Origin of the sequence: Methanolobus profundi, assembly GCF_900114835.1 — an archaeon.
Taxonomy (GTDB): domain Archaea; phylum Halobacteriota; class Methanosarcinia; order Methanosarcinales; family Methanosarcinaceae; genus Methanolobus; species Methanolobus profundi.
In genome coordinates this window covers 863,253-887,829 of sequence record NZ_FOUJ01000001.1, presented here as the reverse complement: position 1 = coordinate 887,829, position 24,577 = coordinate 863,253, and the positions used below count along the sequence as shown (strand labels likewise).

At 39.2% G+C, this 24,577-nt stretch carries 21 protein-coding genes and 1 tRNA gene; 7 read left to right on the top strand and 15 right to left on the bottom strand.

Going from position 1 to position 24,577, the window contains the following annotated elements:
* Nucleotides 1-80 precede the first annotated feature (80 nt).
* Nucleotides 81-320, top strand: coding sequence for a helix-turn-helix domain-containing protein (locus BM008_RS04100; RefSeq protein WP_245747855.1), 240 nt, complete (start codon nucleotides 81-83; stop codon nucleotides 318-320).
* 47 nt (nucleotides 321-367) lie between these two features.
* Here the strand turns inward: BM008_RS04100 and BM008_RS04095 are convergent, their stop codons facing one another.
* From BM008_RS04095 to BM008_RS04075, 5 genes are all read right to left on the bottom strand, one after another.
* Entirely contained in the window at nucleotides 368-1,861 is a 1,494-nt protein-coding gene (locus BM008_RS04095; RefSeq protein WP_091933515.1) for a carbon starvation CstA family protein, read from the bottom strand.
* Nucleotides 1,862-1,920: 59 nt separating this feature from the next.
* Nucleotides 1,921-2,466, bottom strand: a complete 546-nt coding sequence (locus tag BM008_RS04090; protein ID WP_091933513.1) for an LbetaH domain-containing protein — start codon at nucleotides 2,464-2,466, stop codon at nucleotides 1,921-1,923.
* A 161-nt stretch (nucleotides 2,467-2,627) separates the two neighbouring features.
* Entirely contained in the window at nucleotides 2,628-3,419 is a 792-nt protein-coding gene (locus BM008_RS04085) for a ribonuclease III family protein (protein WP_091933511.1), read from the bottom strand.
* A 35-nt stretch (nucleotides 3,420-3,454) separates the two neighbouring features.
* Complete coding sequence (locus tag BM008_RS04080) at nucleotides 3,455-3,991, bottom strand: DUF2284 domain-containing protein (protein WP_091933509.1); 537 nt, start codon at nucleotides 3,989-3,991, stop codon at nucleotides 3,455-3,457.
* Nucleotides 3,992-4,048: 57 nt separating this feature from the next.
* Nucleotides 4,049-5,395, bottom strand: a complete 1,347-nt coding sequence (locus tag BM008_RS04075; RefSeq protein WP_143072270.1) for a hypothetical protein — start codon at nucleotides 5,393-5,395, stop codon at nucleotides 4,049-4,051.
* A 580-nt stretch (nucleotides 5,396-5,975) separates the two neighbouring features.
* Between BM008_RS04075 and BM008_RS04070 the strand changes: the two genes are divergently transcribed.
* Entirely contained in the window at nucleotides 5,976-6,443 is a 468-nt protein-coding gene (locus tag BM008_RS04070; RefSeq protein WP_091933504.1) for a hydrolase, read from the top strand.
* 593 nt (nucleotides 6,444-7,036) lie between these two features.
* Nucleotides 7,037-7,666, top strand: a complete 630-nt coding sequence (locus tag BM008_RS04065; RefSeq protein ID WP_091933501.1) for a cysteine hydrolase family protein — start codon at nucleotides 7,037-7,039, stop codon at nucleotides 7,664-7,666.
* A gap of 121 nt (nucleotides 7,667-7,787) precedes the next feature.
* Here BM008_RS04065 and BM008_RS04060 read toward each other — a convergent pair whose 3' ends face one another.
* The 6 genes from BM008_RS04060 to BM008_RS04030 form a co-directional block, all read right to left on the bottom strand.
* On the bottom strand, nucleotides 7,788-8,423 hold the full coding sequence (locus BM008_RS04060; RefSeq protein ID WP_091933498.1) for an iron-sulfur cluster assembly scaffold protein: 636 nt from the start codon (nucleotides 8,421-8,423) through the stop codon (nucleotides 7,788-7,790).
* A gap of 9 nt (nucleotides 8,424-8,432) precedes the next feature.
* Entirely contained in the window at nucleotides 8,433-9,599 is a 1,167-nt protein-coding gene (locus BM008_RS04055; RefSeq protein WP_091933496.1) for a cysteine desulfurase family protein, read from the bottom strand.
* 44 nt (nucleotides 9,600-9,643) lie between these two features.
* The gene (locus tag BM008_RS04050) at nucleotides 9,644-10,063 is read right to left on the bottom strand and encodes a DsrE/DsrF/DrsH-like family protein (protein WP_091933493.1); all 420 of its coding nucleotides are present in this window, start codon (nucleotides 10,061-10,063) and stop codon (nucleotides 9,644-9,646) included.
* 44 nt (nucleotides 10,064-10,107) lie between these two features.
* Nucleotides 10,108-10,332, bottom strand: a complete 225-nt coding sequence (locus BM008_RS04045; protein WP_091934203.1) for a sulfurtransferase TusA family protein — start codon at nucleotides 10,330-10,332, stop codon at nucleotides 10,108-10,110.
* Between the two features lie 476 nt (nucleotides 10,333-10,808).
* Nucleotides 10,809-11,609, bottom strand: a complete 801-nt coding sequence (locus BM008_RS04035; RefSeq protein ID WP_177187956.1) for a metallophosphoesterase — start codon at nucleotides 11,607-11,609, stop codon at nucleotides 10,809-10,811.
* Between the two features lie 31 nt (nucleotides 11,610-11,640).
* Nucleotides 11,641-13,128 carry a sulfatase-like hydrolase/transferase gene (locus BM008_RS04030; RefSeq protein WP_091933485.1) on the bottom strand — a complete coding sequence of 496 codons (1,488 nt, stop codon included), beginning with the start codon at nucleotides 13,126-13,128 and terminating at the stop codon, nucleotides 11,641-11,643.
* Nucleotides 13,129-13,892: 764 nt separating this feature from the next.
* On the opposite strand from BM008_RS04030, the gene BM008_RS04025 reads away from it, so the two are divergent.
* Entirely contained in the window at nucleotides 13,893-14,558 is a 666-nt protein-coding gene (locus tag BM008_RS04025; protein WP_091933482.1) for a hypothetical protein, read from the top strand.
* 137 nt (nucleotides 14,559-14,695) lie between these two features.
* Here BM008_RS04025 and BM008_RS04020 read toward each other — a convergent pair whose 3' ends face one another.
* Both BM008_RS04020 and BM008_RS04015 read right to left on the bottom strand, forming a co-directional pair.
* Entirely contained in the window at nucleotides 14,696-15,817 is a 1,122-nt protein-coding gene (locus BM008_RS04020) for an MFS transporter (RefSeq protein ID WP_091933480.1), read from the bottom strand.
* A gap of 3,882 nt (nucleotides 15,818-19,699) precedes the next feature.
* The gene (locus tag BM008_RS04015; protein ID WP_091933477.1) at nucleotides 19,700-20,149 is read right to left on the bottom strand and encodes a hypothetical protein; all 450 of its coding nucleotides are present in this window, start codon (nucleotides 20,147-20,149) and stop codon (nucleotides 19,700-19,702) included.
* Nucleotides 20,150-20,304: 155 nt separating this feature from the next.
* Here BM008_RS04015 and BM008_RS04010 point away from each other — a divergent pair, with 155 nt between their 5' ends.
* The 3 genes from BM008_RS04010 to BM008_RS04000 all read left to right on the top strand — a co-directional run bounded on the left by BM008_RS04010 (nucleotide 20,305) and on the right by BM008_RS04000 (nucleotide 21,222).
* The gene (locus BM008_RS04010; protein ID WP_091933474.1) at nucleotides 20,305-20,628 is read left to right on the top strand and encodes a DUF2551 domain-containing protein; all 324 of its coding nucleotides are present in this window, start codon (nucleotides 20,305-20,307) and stop codon (nucleotides 20,626-20,628) included.
* 56 nt (nucleotides 20,629-20,684) lie between these two features.
* Nucleotides 20,685-21,089, top strand: a complete 405-nt coding sequence (locus BM008_RS04005; protein ID WP_091933471.1) for a hypothetical protein — start codon at nucleotides 20,685-20,687, stop codon at nucleotides 21,087-21,089.
* Nucleotides 21,090-21,146: 57 nt separating this feature from the next.
* Nucleotides 21,147-21,222: transfer RNA gene (locus BM008_RS04000), tRNA-Gln, on the top strand.
* A gap of 241 nt (nucleotides 21,223-21,463) precedes the next feature.
* Here BM008_RS04000 and BM008_RS03995 read toward each other — a convergent pair.
* A complete protein-coding gene (locus tag BM008_RS03995; protein ID WP_245747854.1) occupies nucleotides 21,464-21,853 on the bottom strand; it encodes a potassium channel family protein in 390 nt (129 codons plus the stop codon).
* A 165-nt stretch (nucleotides 21,854-22,018) separates the two neighbouring features.
* Complete coding sequence (locus tag BM008_RS03990) at nucleotides 22,019-24,355, bottom strand: PDC sensor domain-containing protein (protein WP_177187955.1); 2,337 nt, start codon at nucleotides 24,353-24,355, stop codon at nucleotides 22,019-22,021.
* Between the last annotated feature and the right edge of the window lie 222 nt (nucleotides 24,356-24,577).

Here is a 24,577-nt window from a genome sequence, read left to right as displayed (position 1 = left end):
TGGGACTAAAAAACGAGGTGTAAAACGTGAGATGTCAATTAAATGTGAAGTCTATGGTAGATGATCACGTAAGGTGGATCTTGAGTGTAGATCGCAGACTAATCATTACAGAATATTTGAAGAAACATTCTATCGGAAAAGCTTCTGATATAGCTCAGGCAACCAGAAGATCAACCCAGAATATGAGCCGTGGCCTGAAGGAATTCGAGGACAGAGGACTTATAGAGTGTTTAAATCCTTCTAAAAGCACATGGAAGAAATATATGCTGACAGATGCAGGAAGGAATGTAATACGGGAAATGGATGGGAAATTTATCTGATCCTACCCCCCTTCTTATTTTTGATCTTAAAAATGATCAGCATAGTGTTATTCTTTATTGGTCCCAGGTACAATATCAGTAATTGGCATATCTCCTGATCCGGGATATTGTACCGGGTTCCCAATTATATTTTTCTTTATAGAAGCAGACCTGTAAAAGAAAAGGAACAAGACCATTGCTGCAAAGATAAACCCGGAAGGGTACGATATAGCAGTTGACAGTCCAAGTCCTTCGGGAGCTTGCACTATATATGTTGCAACAACTGCCGTCATGAAAGAAGCAGGGACAGTTGCGATCCAATGAAACTTGTTCTTTTCCAGCAGATATATGGCAGAGGTCCAGAGCACGATGGTGGCAAGTGCCTGGTTGGAGAATGCAAAATAGCGCCATACTATACTGAAATCTATTAGGGTGAGGGCGGTACCAATAGTAAATAGTGGTAGCGCAATTATCAATCTATTCTTTAATGGCCTCTGGTCTATGTCAATCGAATCAGCAATTGTCAGACGTGCACTTCTAAAAGCTGTATCTCCTGATGTGATCGGACAGGCAATAACTCCAAGAACTGAAAGGACCCCTCCGATCGGTCCCAGAAGTCCCATGGACACTTCATTTACTACCAGTGCAACACCGCCTGTACTTATTACTTCGTTCAAGCCTTCTATTCCTTCAGGGAAGAAGGACATCGAGGCAGCTGCCCATATAAGAGCAATGATACCTTCCGCGATCATGGCGCCATAAAATACATGTTTTCCATACTTTTCATTCGGAAGGCACCGTGACATTATTGGAGACTGGGTAGAATGAAATCCACTTACGGCCCCGCAGGCTATTGTAATAAAAAGCATGGGCCATAGTTCAAGGCCATCGGGATGGAAGTTCTTAACTGTTATCTCCGGTATACTGTAACCTTTTATAATAAGGGCAGAGGCGATCCCTATTGCCATTATTAATAAAGAAGCTCCGAAGAGTGGGTATATACGTCCGATGATCTTGTCAATTGGAATTACAGTGGCTATGAAATAGTATATTACAATAAGGGCTATCCACGATCTATAGTTCCCAAATATGCTTGTTGACCCAAGGTCTGTTAGAAGTCCTGCCGGGCCGGCCATAAAAACCGTTCCAATGAGTGTAAGCAGAATAACAGAGAAGATCACCATGATGATCCTTGCCCTATTGCCCAGATATATCCCTACTATTTCAGAAATGCTCTTCCCATCATGGCGAACGCTTAGCATCCCTGAAAAGTAATCATGTACTCCGCCTGCAAAGATACTTCCAAGGACTATCCACAGGAAAGCTGCAGGACCATATAATGCCCCCATTATGGCTCCGAATATAGGTCCAAGTCCTGCAATGTTCAGGAACTGGATAAGAAAGATGCGTGGCCAGCTAAGTGGTACAAAGTCCACATTATCTTCCAGAGAATAGGCTGGTGTAGTTCGGGAATTATTTGCTCCAAATATATTTTCTACAAAAGTCCCATAAACAAAATAACCCAGAATAAGAACAATAATAGAAGCCAGAAAACTAAGCATAGTACCTTTATAATATATTAAAGGCAATATACTTATCTATAATTCATATTTTATTTAATTCAGTTCTGGCAATCGAGGTCAATGTAGCCCTTAACAAGATCAAGGTTCGCTTTTATTACTGAGTGCTTGAAGTTCTTAAGGTCGGAACATATATCTTCCAGTTGTTCTACGTCTTTTTGATCAGTGACCACACGTCCATCGGGAACTACCTTTCGAGCAGGGATCTCGACCGCACGCACTGTGGCATTATGGAGAATGACCACGTCATTTCCTACATTACAGTCAAAGACAACAGCTCCAAAGCCGACAAAACATCCATGGCCTAGTGTACATGGCCCATGTACGATACATCCGTGTGCCAGTGAAGTGTTATTATCTATCATTACTTCTGAATTGGATAATCCGTGAATTATCACGTTGTCCTGTATATTGCAATTATCCCCTATAACAATAGAAGCGCCGGGTTCATCAGCCCTTATTACTGTATTATGTGCCACATATGCGTTCTCTCCTATCGTTACATCTCCTACGATCACCGCATTTTCTGATATCCATGCTGATTCACTTATCTTAGGATGCTGGTTTTTGGGATTGGGATAAAGCATTTTTATTACCACCTTCGGTTTTTACGTTATTTGAGCAGTGTGTTCTTTGCTTGTTCGATACAGATCAAACTAGCAAACGTTCATCTATAGCCACTACTACTCAGCAATACATTATAATGATAAATAGTGACAATTTATTTATATCTATTGCAAGATGCAGGTTATGCCTGCTCTCTTTCATGAAGATGTTTGAGGTGCAATTCTGCTGCAGCTTTTTCAGCTTTTCTTTTACTGTTGCCTGAACCGGTGGCAAGGAGCTTTTCACCAAGGTACAGACCTACTGTAAAATACCTTTCATGGTCCGGTCCTTCTTCATCGATGATCCTGTAGCTGGGATGTCCCCAGGCATTTTGGTGGAACATTTCCTGAATGAGCCCTTTGGGATTCGATATACTTATCTTATCCAGTGCATCGTCTATATCAAAGAACTTGTATACGAAATCCCTGGCAATTGAATAGTTGTTATCCTGGTCACTATGTCCCGGACCACCATCCAGATAGATAGCACCGATGAGCGATTCGATCATATCTGATAGTTTTCCATCGATGTTGACATGTGGTTCAGCCAGTATGAATCTTGATAGCTTTATTTTCTTTGCAACAGGTTTTAAGCTCTTGTTGGAAGCAAGAATCTCTTTTATCTTAGTGCATACTCCTTCAATGGTGAGTCCTTTTGAGCTGGCATATTCGTTAATATCCCTGTCATGATAAGCATACTCTGCTATTATGAGACCAAGCACCGAATCTCCCAGATATTCAAGTTTCTCATAGTCCTTATTCTCAAGACCGTTGATCTTTCTAAAAGCATTCAGTTTGTCCTTATCTCCACTGAAAAGTGATCCATGGACAAGAGCCTGTATAAGATAGGTCTGGTCATTGAATTTGAATCCAATTATTGTCTGGAACTCGTTCAGGTCATCTTCGTTCACTTTCAGGTCAGCATTAAGTCTCACTTTTTCCCCTCATCTTATTGGCTGTCTTCAGTATTTTATTCCAGTAGAAGTATTCCAACACATTTCACTCTGTCGAAGTTACAGTACTCAATTTCAAGTCCCTTCTTCTCCATGAGCTTTGACAGGTTGATCCCAACAGCTTCAGGGGGGAAACGCCTGAGTTCAGGTTTGTTGCATTCCTCGCCACAGATGGCGCATTCGTTACATGCACCGGGACGAAGCAACTGTGCAAAGGAAAAACCTTTCCTGAAAGCAAAGTACTCAAGATCAAGCATCTTATGGAATGAACCCTTACGCAGTCTTGACCATGCTTTGAAGATATCATCCTCAGCAGATGTGTCATGCTCTTCGATAAGCAGAATGGCAGTGCTGTACTCTTTTAGCATTTTCCTGAACTCATCGATGGAAATAATATGTGGCGGACAGCTCAGACGTTTTCCATAGCCTCTGCATCCATAGGCACATTTGAGTCTGACCCTGTTCTCAACATCGATATCAGAAGCATCCAGCATGTAAGCTGAGAGTCCGAGTTCTTCAGCTTTAGTTATCACTGGATGGATATCTTGTGTCATCTGCTGTAGTTATGGGATGCGATCATTTAAAAATAGATCGAGTAATGCTTAGTTCGCTCATAACAGGAACCATGAAGCAGGATCACATTTACAATGGCGCTCATAGGATGGGAATCTTCTCCATGCCTGTATCAGCCTGATATTAGGGTTTGCTTCGATCGATGTGATGATCGACTGGATCTCTTCGATCGTGTAACCTGCCTTATTCCAGAGATCAGTTGATCTATTCTGCTGGAAGTTATCTATCAGAGAGGTTGCTGTTCGAATTCCAATTGCTCCCATATTTTGAATAGGGGTCTTATTCTCACATTTTTTGTTCTTATTGTTGTCCGCAGTATCCATTCCCAGTGTCATATAAAGAATTGCCTGATCGATCCAGAAGATCAGTCTTTCTCCTGGGAACCTTGTTATCAGCATCAGGTCTACTATATCTGCGGTAGCAAGACTTGGAACATTGCTAATATCTTCTTCCTGGAACCTGAGTTCAGCCCATACATCAAGTCCGTCAAGTTCAGTAAGAGGAAATCTTTCAGTAAAATCCGGTAGACAGAACGCATACCAATCAGCAGTGTGTTTTTTCAAGAAATTCCATATAATAGAAGGAAAAGCTCCTATTATAAAGCCAAGAAAGTTCAGTTTACCCATATATTCTACTGCTGCAAATGAGTTGTAATTATTTGACAAAATTGCAGGTATTGAAAAAATAACCCATGTGGCTATGATGCCCAATATTATCCTTTGTGAAACTGTAATGAATACATTGATCCTGAAATCCCTTCGCAGGAATCTTCTGACAAGTATCTGCATAGAATAAAAATATGCTCCAAGGAACGCAAAGGTAACGGGCGTTCTTGTAATATTAAAGACCCTCATAAGACCGTTGAGCACAGGATCCTCTATAGTTTCTGTGTTCTTATCAGAAACTGAATATGATACATTACTGATATTGTTATCTATTGGATACAGTCTTTCATTCTCTGTAAGAAAAGATAATGGATCGATGATCTCAGCAGTACCATCTCCTGTCTGCCATGGTGGCAATGTGATCACCCAGCCAACTGCGATGAGCAATATTGTAAACACGATCGGTATATACCATAGAGACTCAGGTGTCAGACAACTTTTAAATCCCAGAGGGCCCATGGATTCTATTTCTTCAGGATCATCCTCTTTTATTCTTTTGGAGAGCTTCTCCTTCATATCTTGGGAGAATTGTCCGTAGTATTCCTGGAATTTTTGCAGATATGCATAGATCCTTCTTTGATAATTGATCTCGTGTTCATTATTGTATCTTGAAAGCAATCCCAGTTTCAGTAGATCGAGTATGAACTCTGTAAAAAGGCTGTATCTTCTGCTGCAGATGAACAGAACGAACATCAGGACAGGAAAAATAGAGGCTAGCAATATGAAAAAGAATCTGGTCACTATTATATTGTAGGGTTCTTGCTGCAAAGAAAGAATGCATAATAGGCTTATTGCTATTACTAACATGATCAATATTATGATCGCAATGATCACCCGGACTATGTGGTAGTCCCAAAATCGTTGCAAGAAGTATGCTATCTTTTCCAGAGGCTCCTTTTCCTTTTCAGCTTCTGTCTCTTTGTTTTCATCAGGCTTATCTTTTTCCTTTTCTGTCGTGTTAATACCACCAACTAGATTGAAAAAGAGTATTTTCTACGAAGTTAGTTGATCCATTCAATTCTACAACGATAATCGCTAAAAATAAAAGATATCTAAATAATCAGAAATGACACTATTGTCAAATACTCTTCTTTATTCAGATCTTGTTCATATGTCCAATCTTATAGATATATATTTAATAATCCATAAATCTTTTGAAACAATGTTTCTTAATTATGATCTAAAAGATAAATTTTAATTTTAATCAATAAATAAATATGATATAGTTTTTAAATACAATATCAATGATGATTTATACCTGCGGACCAGATGTTCAATTACATGAAGGAGTGATGTTATCATGGAAGAGGAATGCTGTCCGAAGTTCGATCCTGAACCCTGGGATGGGAAAGTCATTGAGTGGGAGAATAAGAGATTTATAAAAGACAAAGTACTGACACTATTCTATATGCCGGTCAATTTTGGCGGAGTGATGAAGAGACTTGACCGGAAAGTGCGTGAAGCAGGTGCAAGTATACCGGATTCTCTCGGTCTTTCCGACCACACATCGAAATGGAACATGGATATCTATCTGGCAGTCGATAAAGAGATACCGGATGCGGAGAATGTAAACCTTAGCGGCAGGTTCCTGAGCAAGGTATACGAAGGCCCGTTCAAGGATACTAAGAAATGGTGTGATGATTTCGAGATATATGCAAAGGAACAGGGTCATACTATCAGGAAATGGTACATGTGGTACACTACCTGTCCCAAATGCGCAAAGAAATATGGTAAGAACTATGTTGTGATAATAGCTGAGATCGAGTGAGTATCAATACAGGATATTTGGCTCTGTAGATATCCTTTTAATTGCAACTTTGAACTCAGTAACTTTCAATAAATACATTATTTCACAAGCCTTCATGATAGCAGTGAAGGAACGTGCCGCCTGCGGCGGATGGTTGCCTTGTTCTTTGTCCATCAATTATCTTTGTAAACAATCATAAAAACAAGTATGCAGTGAACAATAAGTTTTATCGATCGAAAAGTCATGGATATCTTTGATCATCCCGAAGGGTCCGGCGAAGCCGGCACGATTCGAAAAGATGATTTAAATAATCTGTTACTTTCAACTCTTTTTCCGCATATAGTTCATTAAAAGCTATGATACCTGCCACAAAATTGATAGTCTTCGATCATCACATGTATGCATTATCTCATGAATCATTCAAATGAGGGATTCTACAGAGCCAGATATTCAAACTTGTATATGTTCAGTTGAAGTGTTCTCATTAGTATCCAGGATCAGTAATTCTTTTTAGTAATATTTGTCCCAAAAAATATATCGTATTTTAAAGCCAATAGTGCAATGAACAAATTTTTTTCTATTAATTCTGTTTGTTCTTTTAAGGGGGAATAAAAGTGACAAAAGTAAAAGGAGATAGCACTGCATTTATCTTAGTAGATGCGCAGAACTTTGTTCTTCATGAAAATGGATTTGGGATCGACTGGGGTGTCTGGAAATTTGCTCAGGAAAAAGACATGATCAGGAGAACGGCCAAAGCCATAGAAAAGTTCAGAGCAGCAAAGATGCCCATAATCTTCGTTGAAATGGACCTGCGACCTCAGATAGCAGGAGCACTGAACCGGAATTTGTCGGCTGTAGATTTCTGGAAGCCTCTCAGAGAAATGGACCTTACTGAAATGACGCCGGAAGAAGGCGAGTTCCAGGGAAGGGTCATAGATGAATTCACCCCTCATTTAGAGGATATCAGAGTTACTAAATACCATACGATGAGCGGCTTTCACAACACAGACCTCGATCGGATACTCAGGGCCCTGAACTGCGATACCTTGCTATTTGCAGGTGCTGTTACTAATCTCTGCGTTGAAAGTACGGTAAGGAGTGCTTTTGATAGGGGCTATAACTGTGTTGTCCTGAGTGACTGCGTTGCTGCGAGAAATGACGATGAGCAAAATTTTGCCTTAAATGTGATCTATCCTATAATGGGTCAGGTCTGCAGTTCTGCGGAGCTTGAAATTATGGGATAATGTACCGCATGCTAAAGGAATAGATGGGGTGTCCGAAGAAATAGGTAACAATATAATTCAGGAACTTGAAAAGTTCAAAAATAGATATAATGGTGCAATAAATGCACCACTCATTTTTCATTTACTCAGTAAAGACAACATTGACCTCTTTTACATCCCAGAGAGATTCGATCTTTTCCATGACCTCTTCTTTGATGTTTGCTGCGAACTGGTGATTGGATGGCAGGTCGATAAGTATCCTTACAACACCATCGTTTATCTCCATCTTTGTCACAAGCTCGGTCCTGATGATGTCAAGTCCTGCCATTGGGTTCATGACATGCTTCAATCTGCTTCTGAGGACGTCTGGAGTGGTTGGTTCCTGTTCGCTTACAAGGCCGTGCTTTTCCTCATAGTCACGGATGGCAGCTCTCAGGCCTTCTACCGCAAGCACGGAACAGTGTGCTTTAACTGGTGGAAGTCCTCCGAGCTCTTCTGTTGCTTCCTGCCATGAGATCTTCTTTGCTTCTTCTAGTGTCTTGCCTTTTGCAAGCTCGGTTATTATAGAAGCAGTTGCAATGTTGGAGGCACATCCGTATGATTCGAACTTGATATCCTCAATTATCTGTGTGTCCGGGTTGACCTGCAGGTAAACTGCAACCATGTCTCCACAGGCTGGGCTGCCTTCAAGTCCTTTTCCATCAGGATTCTCCATCTTCCCTACATTACGTGGGTTCTTAAAGTGCTCAAGCACCTTTTCAGTATATGGGAATTTCATTATCTCACCTCATTTGTTATACAGGGGACTGATAGCCCTGAGCTGACTTACTATCTCTTTGATCGCATCTACCACTGCATCAACATCTTCTTTGCTGTTGTAGCGTCCGAACGTGAATCTTATCGATCCGTGTGCTCTTTCGTGGTCACCACCGATACCAAGTATCACGTGGCTTGCTTCAAGTGAACGACTGAAGCAGGCTGAACCCGTACTGACTGCAAAGCCTCTCATATCAAGGTGCAGAGTCATGGATTCACCTTCAACATAGTGGAATGTGATGTTCGCATTCTGTGGTGTTCTCTGTGTCTTGCTTCCGTTCAGGGTAACATGAGGTATCTCTTCAAAGACCCTCTCTATGGTATAATCTCTGAGCGATGTCAGGAACTCTGTCTCCTTTTCAGTGACAAGTTCCACTGCTTTTGCAAATCCTACTGCACCAGGGATGTTCTCAAGTCCTGCACGACGGTCGGTTTCCTGATATCCACCGTCCATCCATTTGTTGATGGGTGTACCCTTGCGGATGTATAGTGCACCGACACCTCTTGGTCCGTGGATGGTGTGAGCTGACATGCTTATCAGGTCTACAGGTGTCGTTGATACATCGATGGGTACTCTTGTGTAGCTGTGTGTTGCATCGGTATGGAACAGTACATCCTTTTCTTTGCATATCTTTGCGATAGCATCCAGGTCCTGAAGGGTGCCTATCTCCTGGTTTGCATGCTGGATAGATACCAGGGCAGTATCGTCACGTATCTTGCTCTTAAGTTCCTCAAGGTCCAGGATACCTTCTGCATCAACGCTGATGTAATCTACACTGTAGCCCTGTTTCTCAAGGTTCTTTGCTGTGTTCAGGACAGCAAAATCCTCTAGTTTGGATACAATGATGTGCTCTCCCTTCTTTTTCTTAAGAGCTGCTACAACACCTTTTATGGCCATGTTACTGGACTCGGTCTCGCCTGATGTGAAGACGATCTCTTCTGCTGATGCACCAAGTGAGGTTGCTATAATGCCTCTGGCTGCTTCCAGTCCTTCTTTTGCATCAATGCCCATTGAGTAACCGAATTCGGATGTGGCAACTGCATATGTGTCGAAGTAATAGGGTTTCATTGCGTCCATTACTTTCTCATCCAATCGGGTACTGGCAGAATTATCAAGATATATCATTTTATCGAACATCTGTTCCTCCTCTTACACTCCTTGATCTTGAGCATATTTAAAGTTCATATGAAAAGTGTTATCTTTGCGTCCTTTGCTTCCATAATATAGGTGCCGACAGCACCGTATTCATCTATCCATTCACGGTTCAGTTGTTCAGGCTTGATACCCATGATCTCCATGGTCATCTCGCAGGCAATTACCTTCCCGCCAAGTTCCTTGTAGTCATTCATGAGCCTCTCAAGTGAGACTACGTTGGCTTTCTTCATCCTGCTCTTAACCATCCATTTACCCAGTCCAAGAAGGTTCATTCTGGAAAGGGGTCCTTTGTCAAATCCGTTCTTTTTGAGACATTGAAGTCCCCAGAACGTAAAGAAAAGGGAGGCATCCATTCCCATTGAGAGCGCGCCGTTGGCTACTATCATAGCGCTGTATATTTTGTCAAGGTCCCCACTATGGACTACTATTACAGCTTTATCTGTCATGTTAAGTCCCCACTACTATCCATCTATTGTGATCTATGTCTATTCTATCTTTTGATGCGTATCTTCCATTCCTTGTCAGCGTTCTCTTCTATTTCCATTACTTCAAGACCCATGGCAGTACAGGCCATTGGTATCTCTTTTTTAGAAGCAGGGTGTGTTCCCAGAATGATTATCTCATCTCCCGGGGCAGCTTTTTTGAGAGCTTTACGGCATTCTACAAGAGGGACCGGACAGGTCTGTCCTCTAACATCGATATTCGTTTCTGTCATAGGATCTCCCATTATACATTCTGTATCTGGATAATTTAAATGTTCCCTAAGGATATCCTTTATGGGGTCCTTTGTATTTAACAATTGTGAACTGACTGATCTTATTATGTTCGCCAGGATGCATGAGCTCATGCAGGATCGCTTTAAATATGTAATAAAAGGCAGGAAAATGTCTCATTTTATATATTCTATATATTTCCTGTTGATTAGTCCTAAATATGGTGTAATCGAAGTTCAGTCGTCTATATAGGGCAGAAGTAGCACTTGAACCGACGCCATGAGTACATCTTATCCCGGGACCGATGGTCAGTGTGTATCATCTTTCTTCAAAAAATCACTAAAAACACATAACCCCTAACATGTGGCCCTATATAGCAATTCTTATTACAGTTCGATCTATTCTTCCATGATGCCGGGAACCGCTATTCGGCACATGGGAACTTTTATCATTTTAAGCAGTGATCCTCAGGTTGCTTTTACATAATACAGTAGCTCTCATTTCTATTGTTCTTGTTCTTTCCAAAAACAAATACCGATACCTCATTATCTTTGACGACCGCGAATGCACCCTTGCCATCTCTGCCTGCATAATTCGGCGTAGAGAATATAGATAGCAATCGTCTATGGAACCACCATTCGTAACCGTTTTCAAGTGCGGTGTGCCCACGAATCATCAGGGAAAGTTCATTGTGTTCCATGAACTCATCAAAGGTATCGGGTCCGAAACATTTTGGTCTTATTCCCCTTACGGATGCGTTAATACCGGGAAGTTCGGATGGGTCGTTCCAGAGGTAAGGGAATGAATTCTCTTTACTTATCTCCTCAATATCAACAACTCCGGGTATTCCTCCGTGGACACAGAATATAGTATCATTAAGGACTGCTGCTACTGGCATTTCCTGAAATGTCCTGTTTACTGCAAGAAAGAGATCATGGTCCTGTATTTCTTCATAAAGGCCATATATGCTGTTCATTTCCATGGTCTCATGGTTCCCTTTCAGAAGTACTGTTTTCTGTTCGTTTCTTATTTTCAATTCGAACAACCGGCACAGAACGGCAACAGAATAAGGTCCTCTGTCTACGTAATCACCAAGGAATATCACATCTTCGCATTCCATTTCCTGGTACATTCGAAGGATGAATTCAAGTGCTTTGATATTGCCGTGGATATCTCCAACTATCATAGCATTAGCTGAGCTTATGTGTATGAGTGGACCCTCTTTTTTGAAAATAACAGAGGCTCCATTGAGAAGTGTACGTAAGTCATTGTGGCACAATGCCATCCGACCTTATTCTGTTAAGTAATATTTATTCCTTCAATACTTTGCGTATCAAAGCAAGGCCTGCGAGGTTAACACAGACTATCAGTGTTCCTCCTATAATGTAACGTGGGTTATGATAGGATTTATCGCTTGTGGACTGGTTCGAAGAAGTTACCAGCTCGATAATGGTGCTCGACCCTATGTTTATGACCTTTTCAATATCTTTCTCAGCATCTGATATGGGGTTATATTTGAGCTTATAGTCCATGTCAGGTTCCAGCCCTACAAACGATATTGCATCATTGATCTTGCTTTCAAAAATGATGTCCTCATTTTGAATGAGTGTAAGCTGACCTTCTCCCGGGACCTGGACTTTCAGGCTGACATAATCTTTTACGGGGATCGCTGTGCCATCTGCAGCCCTCAGTTTTCCGGGCAGGTTAAGGACCTCAAGTATTGTAGGTGCAATATCTTCCTGTCCGAATTGTCCTTCTATCGTTCCAGTGTTCACGTCTTTTGCTGCGATAACCAGGGGGACTTTCTGGGATTCGGTCATTATGGAGTACTTGTCTGCCTGATGTCCACCACGGGAATCTGCTGTTGCGAAACTCATACCGTGGTCGCCTGTGAATATGAATGCCATGTCATTTTCAATGCAGGTTTCGTACAGGTCCATGGTTGCATTATCTATGCCTTTAATGGTTGCAATGTAGCCGCTATTCTTTTTGTAGTGACCTGCACAGTCCACTGCCCCTACGTTTATGGTGAGGATATAGTGTTGTTCCGGATACTCTCTTTCCATATGGTCCATGAGTTCAATTGCAGTATCAATAGCCCATATGTCATAGGCATCATATTTTTCCTGTGAGCCGTCAGGATACTGGTCCAGCTGATCCTGCAGTTCAATAGAATTCTCCTGCATCAGGTCTGCAATTTCAAGGGATATGCTTTTTCCATCTCCTGAAAGCATGTTTGTCTCTATGATCATTTCAGGTTCTGTTATTGAGTTCTCAGCATCATGGACTATTACATTCTGCTTGCTACGCATACCTGAGGAATCTCCTTTTTCCATGATGGCAAAAGTGAGATATCCGTTATCATGTGCTACATCGTATACTGTTGTCCCAGACGATGCTACAAGTTCACCGTCTGCTTTGGAATATCCAGTTGCCAGGACCGAATGTCCTCCTTCAGTGAATGTCTGTGGAGCCGTAATATCCAGTACTCTGCAACTCTGGTCGAATATCTGTAATATCTGTTCAGGCTCAGCTTTATCCAGCACACTACCATCAATAGCATAAGGCGTATACTCCGGATAAATATAACAGGAACTAAGTCCATCAACAATAAGAATAACAGCACCCTGTGGCGTATTCACCTGGTCGAACTCAGCAACCTCGTTCGCACTACAGACAGAGATCAGGACAAAGAACAAAAAGCATAGTATGGATAACTGAAAAACAGCATGCTTATACGTGTTATACCTTCCATTGCCAAGATATTTATGCTTCATTCCGTTTTTACCGGCTGTCATCACTTCATGAAACAAATGACAGGCATAATAAAGTTTCTATTTGAATCTACTTTTTATAAAATGAAGGTGATGCATCTTATTTATTAGATCAATCTTTTGTTTCGAGGTATTTTTACGTGTGTTAAGACAAGGGGTGGGTTTATGTAATTATATTTAGTTACGTTAAGATTGAATTAGTATATACTAGACTGTCTAATTATGTGTGATAAATTTTAGTTACAGTTTTAACATTTAAATAAATCCGTGTGTCAAAAATAATTTATTGCAATAGTTAGCAATTGTATTATGCTATTTTTATTTAATTATTTAGTGTTTGAATAGTATAGAGGTTGCAAACGCAAAGTAGTGTAATTAATCTATCCAATATACTTTTAAAAGTAAGCTTGGAAAGCAACAACACTTATATTTATTTCAGTATGTATGTCAGCTCAATCAAAGAAATCTTGCACAAATTCTTGATATTAAAATACAAACTAACAAAATCTCATTTTTGATTCTCTGTTTATACATGTGATGGAGCTGTGCAAAAAAGGGTATGTTTTTCTGAAAATACTTGTTCCATAGTACACAGGAATATGAGGTTATTGACTTGCCACCTCAACAAAAATCCATAGCAATAAAATTGGTGTATGTTTTGCTTTTAGAAATGGTATTCCATACATATGGGCTATGTCTTTATTATATAAGTTTGCGCCAATATTAGGTTATATTTACTTTGCCTTAAAACAAATAATTTAACTAATTAAACTGCATACTTATGAGTGATGATAAAATTACTTCATGATAAAATAGATAAATTAACAGAATCAAAAAGCACTGAAGGCTTTCTACAAACAATATTAATCATAATGGGTCTTTTTTTAGCTGTATTCGTCTCTCCTGAAAATTTAAATTCAAGAATTATTTTCAGCTATAGTTTTGCAGTATTTATTGTGTCTTCATTGTTTCTATATTCAAACTTTTTATCTCCAATATTTTCTTTCCTAATGGGTGGTTCTTTTTCATTAATTTTCATCATTTATATAGTGCCAGAAGGGCTTTTTACTCTACAATCATCCGCAGAAAATATGGGTGTTTATCTATTGTTTTACTTTGCTCTTTCAACTAGTATTATTTTATTCATACTAAAAAAAGATGAATACATAAAAAAGAATGTCCCATTAGTGCCGTTATCAATATTATTAACATTTATTTCATTTATGTATTTTTATAGTATTTCTAATCCTGGGACTAAATTTGAGATTAAAAACTGGGTTCTATATATTTCAGCATTAATCGATTTTGCTGCATTGATATCTATTTGCCTATACCATGATAGGGAAAAAGTCACAATTAACACATATGCCTATCCAATAATGTTAACAGTAGGTTCATTGGTTTTATGCGTGTTTTTTATTTATGGATTGATACTTGGCCCTGAAGTTCCATAATCAAAATAATACTTTCACCCCGCAAATCAAACCTTAATTTAAAGATAAATAGTAAATTATGGGCTGTGGGGTGTCTTACGCCCTCGCAAAAAGATGCTCCTCAGCACCACCTGAGAGAATTTCCTTCTCTGAAGCTTTCACTCCCCACTTTCCACTCCATCCTTCAGGAAAAGGGACAGCACCATAAAAGCAGCACTCAAAATAAACACTGTCTGGTAGCCCATGCCAACGAACATTCCTGCTATAATTGGCATGAATGCGAGTCCTGCATAGGTATATGTATTGAAGATTCCCATAGCAAGGCCTCTTTCAACAGGCATGTGTGAAACAGCTACAGGGAGGCCGATCATTCCTGTTCCAGAGCCGATGCCAAGTAGTGCAAAACCTATGAATGGAGCCTTTAGGGAGATAACTACACCTGCTGCTGCCAGCAGGATGCCTGAGAATATCATCTTTCTGAAACCCAGGTTCATTCTTCCAACAACGATATTTGTTATCATGGAGCTGGCATAAAGGATGGCAATAGCCACGCCTAGTTCAGGTTTGCTAAGCAGGTCCTTGCTGTATTCCGGATAGAATGCAAGCATTACTCCGGTGATACCAAAAATAAGGAATGCGGTTATCCAGATACGGATAAATTTGAGGTCGAACAGTTTACTGATCACATTTTTGGCTTCAATGGATGGTGATATGTTCTTAACTTGTATCTTTCCAGGCCTTTTTCCTGTAAACACAACTGAGGTGCCGAGAAGCAGTATTATTATAGACAGGCCGGTGAAGAGGATAATTGCTCCTCTAATTGACCATGCAGCCAGGAAGCCTGATGAAAGAACACCAACAGCAAGACCTGCGTTAAGAAGGAAATTGAACTCTCCAATGTATCTGTTCTTTTCAGTAAAACCGGCAAGCAGTGAATATGCCGGAGGGAAGAATGCACCGCAAGCGATACCTTCCAGTAGCCTGGCACCAATGAGCAGATATATGTTTTCGCTTAGTATCAGCACAATTCCCGCAAAGAGAGTTAGTGTGATGGAAAAGATCATGATCTTCACATTATCATAGATATCTGCCATGAAACCAAATGGGATCATGGTTAGTAAAGCTCCTATGAAGTATCCCGAAAAGAGTAATGTATATGAGATGGTTCCTGATGACACAAGGCTACCTGCAGCGATCTCAGGAAGCACCGGGATTACAGAATTGGATAATCCCATGATGAGAAAGACCGTGGAATATATCAAAAGCCGTTCTTTTTTCATGAGCTCACCTGCATAGATACATCAATATGCCATTATGGCATATTTAGGTTTAGGAACTTGTATATAGGTACAATATGTCCTATGTTCGATTACTGATACTGGTTGGAATTTGTATTATATACTTTAGTATATATGTTCTGACTGGTTGAGTCATGACCTGTGTATGAGTATAAAAGTCGATGCTACGGTATATATGTTAAACAATATGTAAATATAATTTTAGCTGGATGATAAATTTAGTTTTAAATAAACAAATGTTTTTTGAAAGTAATGTTTTTATTATGATATTTTTATATTATATTTTATGGCTCTGCGAGTATAGACTAAGTACACCAACTAATATATAATAAAAATATATGAATAAAAATAAGACATTGCATGGAAATTAAGATTTAATCAAAATAAATTATGCAAAACTCATGCATATTATTTAATAATAACTTAAATAAATTTAGGTGACTGAATTTCTGCACTACCTTGTACATTTTATGCGACAGTTTGTTGTTCTGTCTAATCTCTGATTACTTGCCAGTTAGACAAGACTCTAGTTGTCTAGTATTCTTGTTTATCACCAACAAATATGCAATATATTTATTACATAGACCATAAGAATAAAGGTGTTTGATTATATGGTATGATTATTTGTACTATTTTCATGCAGATCATGTTGGGGTGGCAAGTCAGGATTCTCATATTCCTACATACTATGGAATAAGTGTTTTCAGAAAAACATACCCTTTTTGGCATTTTTAGAGAATTCACAATCTCATACACATAGACTATAAGAATATGGATTTTTGATGGATTTTGGCTTTAATGTCCTGAACAGCAGATTATAATTTTTAGAATGTCCTCTCATAATCATCTAAACTATATTGTAAAGTATGCTAAAAAACAGGCACTTCAAAAATTATTGGCGTTAGTTTTAGTTTGGCTTTTTCAGCACTGCACTACTATACTAAACAAGCTGAAAACTATTATATAAAAATAGCCTAATAATATATATTGGAGAATGTTATGACTTCTAAAAGAAATAGGACTCTATTACCTTCAGTTATCAAATGGTATGTATTAATTACATCTTGTTGCATTTGTTCACTAAATCGGAAAAAACGAGGGTTTTGTTCGCAATGATACGAAATTAACTGATTAATTAAGTATATCTTTATAAATATACATTAATAATATCTTACTTTTATCACTATCAAATAAATATATGTAACTAAATATTGTTACACAACATTGTATACTAAAGTATATGCTAAAAAGGGCCATTTTGTAATAGATTATAGTTACAGTTTAACATTTTGACGAGACTTTGAAGTTTTCACAGCTTTTTACCTGCCTTTCAACACTTCCCAAGTTATACCAAACAGATGAATTTATGGCTGTGTTCACAACCAGTCCTTTAGATAAGATCACTGTTTCAAGTTCCTGCATTGTCCTGATCTCAAGTAAACTAAAGTTCTGACAGGTGACCAAAAACGTTGCTGTAAAGTAATAGAAAAGAACACCGACAATGCAAATCGGTGTTCATTGGGGGTTTGGGGGGTGGTGGTACTAAAAATAGTGCCAATTATACTATTGAACTACTATTATATCAATAGACTAGTTTCTAATTGGATACCTGCATTCCGGGAGTTACTCTCATGTCCTTTACAGATGAACATGTCTTAAATCGCGTTTCTGTCTTCCTTATGGCATGTTTCCTTTCCCAACACACATTCCGGTATTTTATGTGAACGCCAATTATTGTCTATTTTTTCATAGACTGATTGTTGTGTTTTTTGGCGTGGTTTGAGTTATGCCTGTGCCTTAATTAAAAAAGTAAGTTAACACATCTTCAGAGGATATAAAAAAGTTGCCTGATAAGAATATTCATGGTGGTACGAGGTGATATCCTTATCAGCACCCGGCTCATCTTTACCCCCACTCGATCTATGTAAATTCTGCACTTTAGTTACCATAATTATCTATGCACACAGCAATTTACCATAGATAATGGTTCCTTTGTATGTAGTGCCTATTAAAGCCGACCTGGCACCATTTATGCACCTCTGGGTGGTACGGATCAGAGGTGTATAAGATAGTATTATCTACTTCTTCCTAGATCAGATCTATGAAACTTAGTTACTTATCTATTGTTAGTAATGTAACTTACATTAAATAAGAGATCGGATTTGCTATTTACCTATCTTTTATTTTGTTCCCTGGTTAGTTATGCCACTGATAGCTATAAAGATGCAGGATAAAGCAGAATAGTTGTGAAAACGGGATTCTGATGAGCTGGTTGGTGGTATTACCATTGTAATAGGGACTCATATATTAAAGTTTGATCATCCATCAGAGTAACCTGACAAGGAACATGTTAGGTTGGTTGGTGTGGTGCCTTGTCAGGTTTTATGTACCATCTCTATCCAATTTTATGTGCAAGTTAACGGTGTTAACAAGCAGCCTTACACTGTTGTTGAACCTATATATAATTTAACACCGGCATTTTATTCCAGCAGTACCAAAGATAATATGATATTGTAAATGTAAGTGAAACTACCCATTGAGCTCTAATGCCTGAGAAGCAATTCTATATAATACAATAGGAAGCAATGTTACGCAACTCTTATACGTTATATGCTAGAAAGTAACAGTGAGGAAGAACACCACTGCTAGGTTGGTGTTCTTGTGTGGGTTTGGATAGGGTGTGTTACTATTATATATGTAGTAACACACACTATTAATTATTTCTATATTATATATATCCATATTATTTGATTCTCAAAATTAACACTGTTTATGATAAATTACTTTTTGGACAGGCCCGTAGTGCAACACACTTTAAGAGAAGGAGGAATTGTTGCAGCGAGCACTGCCGTAAGTATAAAATGCTGCCTATAAGGGTACATGTTAGGTTAGGGATCCTGAAGGACCCTATAGGCAACTAATATGTGATATAGCATATTATCCCACACTATATTCTACATTTAGTTTTTATATTATTCTATTTATAAGTTCAGTACTTATTTTATATTCAATAATATAACTTAATTTAATGATATAATTCTTTCAACCACTATTTTCAGCTGCAGAAGATAATTATGCAAGCTTTCCATAAGATATCAATATCCTTATGATGGTGTATTATAAGGAGGAAGACGCCGATGTTATTGTCTTCGACGCCTGTGTACTAACCCCGATATTCCTCTTTTCGAATTGTACACAGTTTATTCTGTTCTTAAAATATATAGAAGAACAGGAAACAATGTTACGCAACATTGTCACTCATCAATAAATGTGGGTTCCTGATAGGGCAAACGAAGGAACGGGGGTTGGTGGTACAAATATGATATTGTTTGATGTTTGGGTGGTGGTACTTGCACCTATCAGGATGCTAGAATTGTAATGTCCCTTCAAATCTGAAGATGCAAACGTTAGTATATAAATATGTTGTTCTTGTTTCCTACAAAACCATTATCTGTAGCTAATATGTACAGGTATACGATATATGATATGGCTATTGCAGTAAATAGCATTTGGTAGTTACCAGGATATTGATATAATATGCACAGTTGCACATAATATGTGGAAAGATCGTCAAACACTACGACTTATACAATAAACTTATGTAATAGTTTATTAATTATACGTTATTGTAAAACAAATTATGCAAGTATTATTTGCATATTTTGTATTTGAATACCCTAGCATATTCAAATCAAAAAATATATTATAAAAACATCGTTATTTAAATACTACTTCTATGTTTTTAACAAACTGTGCAGATGCTCACTCTATGCACTAATACTCAAAGTAATACTGTCTATATTATTTTCGCACGTATTCCTAACTCTCATAGCTTTAGTATGCATATACTTGAGCATGATCCGATCATATATTTATGTGGATCCCGAACAGCTCTTCAAAATCTGCATATTTCTTACGTGCCCTGTATAGGTATTGGCGAACGTATTTTTCGCCTCTGGCCTTTGCATACATAGCATCGGTCTCAGCAGGAGTAAAAACCGTAGCAAGTTTCTTTCGGTCGATCGAATTAAGGTTTTTCAGGTTATTGCTGCTTTTGATATCAAAGAACTGAGAAATGGTTTCTTCTCCCTGCCAGTTCCATTCATTATCATACATTATCGCAACTATGGTGTCGCAAAGACTGCATTTTCCAGCAACTACCATCCCTTCTTCATAGGTGTGATAGCTTATGCTACTTACATCTGAATTACAATTGTTGCAGACACCTATGAAATTAGTATCCAGGCTATGGGGATGTATATCAACATCATCTATCTGCATCACATTATTTTCAATATCGTACCTGATATCCATATAGTCACCGAAGAATTGAGATACTAAAGAATACTTTTATCCTATTAGTCATTTTAGATAAATGGCCTATTATTTCCATTTTATTATAATACTTTAAAAACATATATATAGATTGAAGTGCATATAAAAGTTTGTGCTATATATGAGGTGAAGATATGGACTCAATTCGCGCAAAGATAAAACGAAGATTGCAAAAGTTCATTGAACTTGATTGTAATGGGCTCCGCAGTCACATATTATCACTATTCTTAAAAGTGAAAGAGACAACTGTTGATGAACTGCATGAGAACATCACTCAGAAGTATGATATCTCCCGTAGTGCCGTTGCATCAATGGTAGGCTACATCTACTCTAAGTTAGGTGTCCTCAGGTCTCATAAAGAGTCCTACAAGACCCCTATAGTGTATTCCCTGAAGGAAGAATATGAGGACATGATACGTTCTGCCCTTGAATCAAGATCCTCTGCTTCTGGTTGTTGATCATTCAGCAACACAGCAGTTGAGATGAGACCATTTTCCCGACCTCAGGTAATCAAATGTCTATTGTAAAGAACGCACCACGTACATCTACCACATTAGTGATACGTTCGGATTCAAATTCACGTATAACCCATTCCAGGGACCCGTATTATAATCTGATGCGCCGCCTTTTCCAGGAGGAGGCAACCGCCATTCGCGGCCAGAAGTTCCTCATGATGGTCGAAGACCGTCAGAAAAGTGGCAACCCCATCAAGACCAGTGAATGGGAAAGCATCCTTGAAGAACTCGACATAGGCAGAGCCTCATTCTATGCCATGCGCAATAAACTGCTAGGCGCCGGCCTCATTACTCATAAAGATAAAGAGTATCGGCTTTCCGGTCAGTTCAGTAAAGACCTTATTGACATGGCAAGATGGTGGTGGACTGCTGTTCTGAATGAGAACCCGGAAGGTCTTGAATAACCATCCGTCCGATACCTTAATATACAAGCTTTACAATTAGGGAGATGCAATCACCGTAGCCCGGTAGTGTAGTGGTCAATCATGCAGGACTCTGGATCCCGCAACCTCGGTTCGAATCCGTGCCGGGCTACCAAATTCGTTTACATACTTTTTCTTAAGCATCTTTAACATATTCATCAAATACCTGAATATCAGTATCGTTCTTTAGGCATACTTACCAGTCATTCACTGAGAGCTATGTCCTTCATTTTGTTACAGTCCTCAGTCCGACTTTCAAAAGCTGTCACAGTTAAAATAAAAATAAAAGGCATAAGACTTGTTCTTCAGAGAACAGAGAAGTATTTATGACGAAGGCTCCATTTAGAGACAAAAGCCTACCAACTGCCCTCTTCTTCTTCATGATCCCTTATGTTCTCCAGAATGTCACGTTCAGTTTCCTCCAGAGTATTACCTGAATCCCACAGAAAGTTCGGAATGCCTCTGGACATTCTTTCTATTTGCTGTTTTCTGAAATATTCACCACTTGCATTAACAAAACCTAATAGGATCCCAAGCCCTACGAAAACATACAGTATCGTGAAGATCTTGCCAATATCAGTGACCGGAGCCAGATCACCGTAACCTATGGTTGTCAGGGTTATCACAGAGAAATACAAGGAGTCGATCCATCTCCATCCTTCCACTGAATGATAGACCACAGTTCCAAAAGTAAGTGTGAACAGAACAAGCAGAAAAAAACTTCTGAATTCCGGTTGCTTTAGCATTCTAAATAGCGAACTTAGGAATATGAAGAAAGTGAGAACGAACGGTATCATGGTCTTTCCAGTACCTATTACTTTCTTCCTATGCAAATACTATTCGCTATTTTCCACTTAATGATGATAACTAAAGAAGCGGATAAAGATCCTGCAGGACCTTCATTTGGCTTTTCAGATATCCGTAGAAATAGGACGAAGGACACAGGCGATCCATTTCAATCCCGGATATTCCCGGTATCCCTTGGTCCTGCATGCACCATAGATATATTTTTGATCGTTTAATTCAAAAATACCAGAAACCTTTTCTCCTGGCTGCAGGGCAGAGACCTTACCAGGAAGGCCAAGTACAGAACCTATCGAAATATCACCCTCTCCTGTTGTCTCGATCACCTCAAGGTCCTGATCTACGTAGACAGCAATACTGCCAGAGATCACCTGTCCGTTCCTGTCTTTTGGAAGACATGTTTTCAATATCGTTCTAGCCTCAGTGTCCCAGTCGAACAGTACACCCAGTACTCCAATAGTTTCTCCTTCTCTGTCACCATTTCTGCGAACACCACCTGCATAGATAAGAGAACGTTCCTTATCCTTTTCCAGAGGAGAATCCATGACATCCTGAACAGCATACTGATTCGATCGTGAAGTGTGTCCTCCTTTCTGGAACCATATGTGGCCAGACACATCAAGTTCACTGAGCTCACCCATTAGCTCAGTATTCGAACAGGCTCTGATAATTCCATTAGCATCCGCCAGAACCAGATTCCTGTACATGGTATAACTGCCATTGATGACCTTTAACCGTTCGCTGGCTTTCCTGAATCGTTCTTCAGAAGGGTTTAAAAGTGCTTTCCAGAAATATTCGTCAGTTGACCACCAGCGGATATCAGCTGCCCTTTCAAAGAGATTCCTGTCGATCAGATCGATCGCCTGTTTAGAAAAGTTCTCCAACGTCTTTAGATTCAATTGCAGTTCAACAGCTGCCATCTCTTCCAGCAGGTCTTCCATTTTGGACGTTATCAAATTACTGGAACGGGTTATCTGCTTGAAGATAGGTTCTAATTGATCGCCACGCTCTCCCATTTTTGAGGCATATATAGTCCCGTTAAGCGATGTCAATTGGATCTCATTTTTGTCATTCTGTATCTTTGTGTAGGTCTGTTTGTTGATCTCCGGGTTGATATTGGAATTCATCAACTCCTTTGATCCGATATCATATTCATCAGCATGAACGTTATTCGCAAAAATATGGGACTTAGGAAGGATGACATGTGAACTCCAGCCAAGTCCGCGATATTCCAGATAACCGTCCGTCCTTGATGAGAAAATAGCAGAATCCACGCCTTCGAAAGCCATATAGGTATTTACCTGCTCACCATCGGCCAGAGCACGATTATTTCTTGGAATATGCGCTTTTTTCTCGACCTCAAGCATATCTTCATCTGTCGAGGCAATTATCCTTCCATCACTGGTTGTAAACATCGAATAACAACCATCCTGTATGGTCCCTGTTGGAGTTAAAGGCATGAATTCACTCAGGATGATACTAGCCTCTCCCTGAAGATCGAAATAGATACCCATGGCTCCGATCACATTGCCATTCTCATTGCTATTTTCACGTACAGCTGTCGAATATACCAGAGAAAGCTGGTCCTCTACTCTGGATGGGCAGATATCCTGAGCGACATATTCTGTACCATTCCTGGTTTTCAAAGCCCTGGCAAACCATTCTTCATCATCTACCTTTAGACCAAGAACTTCTGACCTTCTAAGGCTGTTAGAATTTGCTATGATATATCCTTCAGGATCAGCAATGACCAGATCCCGGTAAAGTGTATAAGAGCTTTTGATATCTTCCAATCTATAACATGCAAAAGAGATCTTAGAATCCAGGTCCATAAGGTCCTGCAGAAAGTCTTCCAGAGTATTGCGATCATGTGCCTCTGTCTGGAACCTATGGCTAAAACTCCTGAACTTTCCGATGAAGTCCTTTAATGCTCCATCCTTTAATAATTCCGGGAAATTTGTAAGGCGATCTCTGATATCATTATCAACATTTGATCCTGTAGTTTGATCGAGAATCTGTAAAATGGACCATGCACTTTGTTTTGTCTTTTCGTAAAATGCAATACAGTCACTAAAAGCTGTTTCCAGTGCCCACCATCTCACGTCACACGTCCGCTCAAGAAGATTCCTGTCCAGAGTATTGATCTTATTGTAGGCAGTAGTATGAAGGATCGATTCATGTTGTTCCTCTTTAGCGACATAGTATTGATCAAATAACTTCTTTGTTATCTGTAATAACTGTCTCGAGAAATCTTCTACATGTTTCATTAATTCAGTTATCTGGTCCCTTTCAGTTGTATTTTCACAAATTGCAACAGCTATGGTCTCTCCATGAATACAGACCGGTATCATAACATTTAGTTCACTGACTATCTCTTCATAGAACTCCCGATGTTCAAAACGTATTGAAGGGTCAAAAACACTGAAACTTTTCTCCCCGCTCATCTCAATTCCCCCGGGCATTTCTCAAGATCGTGCGGTCTGCCTCTATAACATATTGATATTGTGTAAGCGCGTCACTATTATTAAACCCGGTATTTATACATTTTATATGAACAATAGCGGTATTTTTGTCATGATCATCATTCATTGTATCCCTCAACTTGCGTAAGAAGTTGTATTCCTACTTGTATTATATAAAATTATCTATATATTTTAATTTTTTTA

What these genes read in the sequence shown, in the direction of transcription:
- BM008_RS04095 (WP_091933515.1), bottom strand. Translation starts at nt 1,861, where the DNA reads ATGCTTAGTTTTCTGGCTTCTATTATTGTTCTTATTCTGGGTTATTTT.
- BM008_RS04090 (WP_091933513.1), bottom strand. Translation starts at nt 2,466, where the DNA reads ATGCTTTATCCCAATCCCAAAAACCAGCATCCTAAGATAAGTGAATCA.
- BM008_RS04080 (WP_091933509.1), bottom strand. Translation starts at nt 3,991, where the DNA reads ATGACACAAGATATCCATCCAGTGATAACTAAAGCTGAAGAACTCGGA.
- BM008_RS04070 (WP_091933504.1), top strand. Translation starts at nt 5,976, where the DNA reads ATGGAAGAGGAATGCTGTCCGAAGTTCGATCCTGAACCCTGGGATGGG.
- BM008_RS04060 (WP_091933498.1), bottom strand. Translation starts at nt 8,423, where the DNA reads ATGAAATTCCCATATACTGAAAAGGTGCTTGAGCACTTTAAGAACCCA.
- BM008_RS04055 (WP_091933496.1), bottom strand. Translation starts at nt 9,599, where the DNA reads ATGTTCGATAAAATGATATATCTTGATAATTCTGCCAGTACCCGATTG.
- BM008_RS04050 (WP_091933493.1), bottom strand. Translation starts at nt 10,063, where the DNA reads ATGACAGATAAAGCTGTAATAGTAGTCCATAGTGGGGACCTTGACAAA.
- BM008_RS04045 (WP_091934203.1), bottom strand. Translation starts at nt 10,332, where the DNA reads ATGACAGAAACGAATATCGATGTTAGAGGACAGACCTGTCCGGTCCCT.
- BM008_RS04030 (WP_091933485.1), bottom strand. Translation starts at nt 13,128, where the DNA reads ATGACAGCCGGTAAAAACGGAATGAAGCATAAATATCTTGGCAATGGA.
- BM008_RS04025 (WP_091933482.1), top strand. Translation starts at nt 13,893, where the DNA reads ATGATAAAATTACTTCATGATAAAATAGATAAATTAACAGAATCAAAA.
- BM008_RS04020 (WP_091933480.1), bottom strand. Translation starts at nt 15,817, where the DNA reads ATGAAAAAAGAACGGCTTTTGATATATTCCACGGTCTTTCTCATCATG.
- BM008_RS04015 (WP_091933477.1), bottom strand. Translation starts at nt 20,149, where the DNA reads ATGGATATCAGGTACGATATTGAAAATAATGTGATGCAGATAGATGAT.
- BM008_RS04010 (WP_091933474.1), top strand. Translation starts at nt 20,305, where the DNA reads ATGGACTCAATTCGCGCAAAGATAAAACGAAGATTGCAAAAGTTCATT.
- BM008_RS04005 (WP_091933471.1), top strand. Translation starts at nt 20,685, where the DNA reads ATGTCTATTGTAAAGAACGCACCACGTACATCTACCACATTAGTGATA.
- BM008_RS03995 (WP_245747854.1), bottom strand. Translation starts at nt 21,853, where the DNA reads ATGCTAAAGCAACCGGAATTCAGAAGTTTTTTTCTGCTTGTTCTGTTC.
- BM008_RS03990 (WP_177187955.1), bottom strand. Translation starts at nt 24,355, where the DNA reads ATGAGCGGGGAGAAAAGTTTCAGTGTTTTTGACCCTTCAATACGTTTT.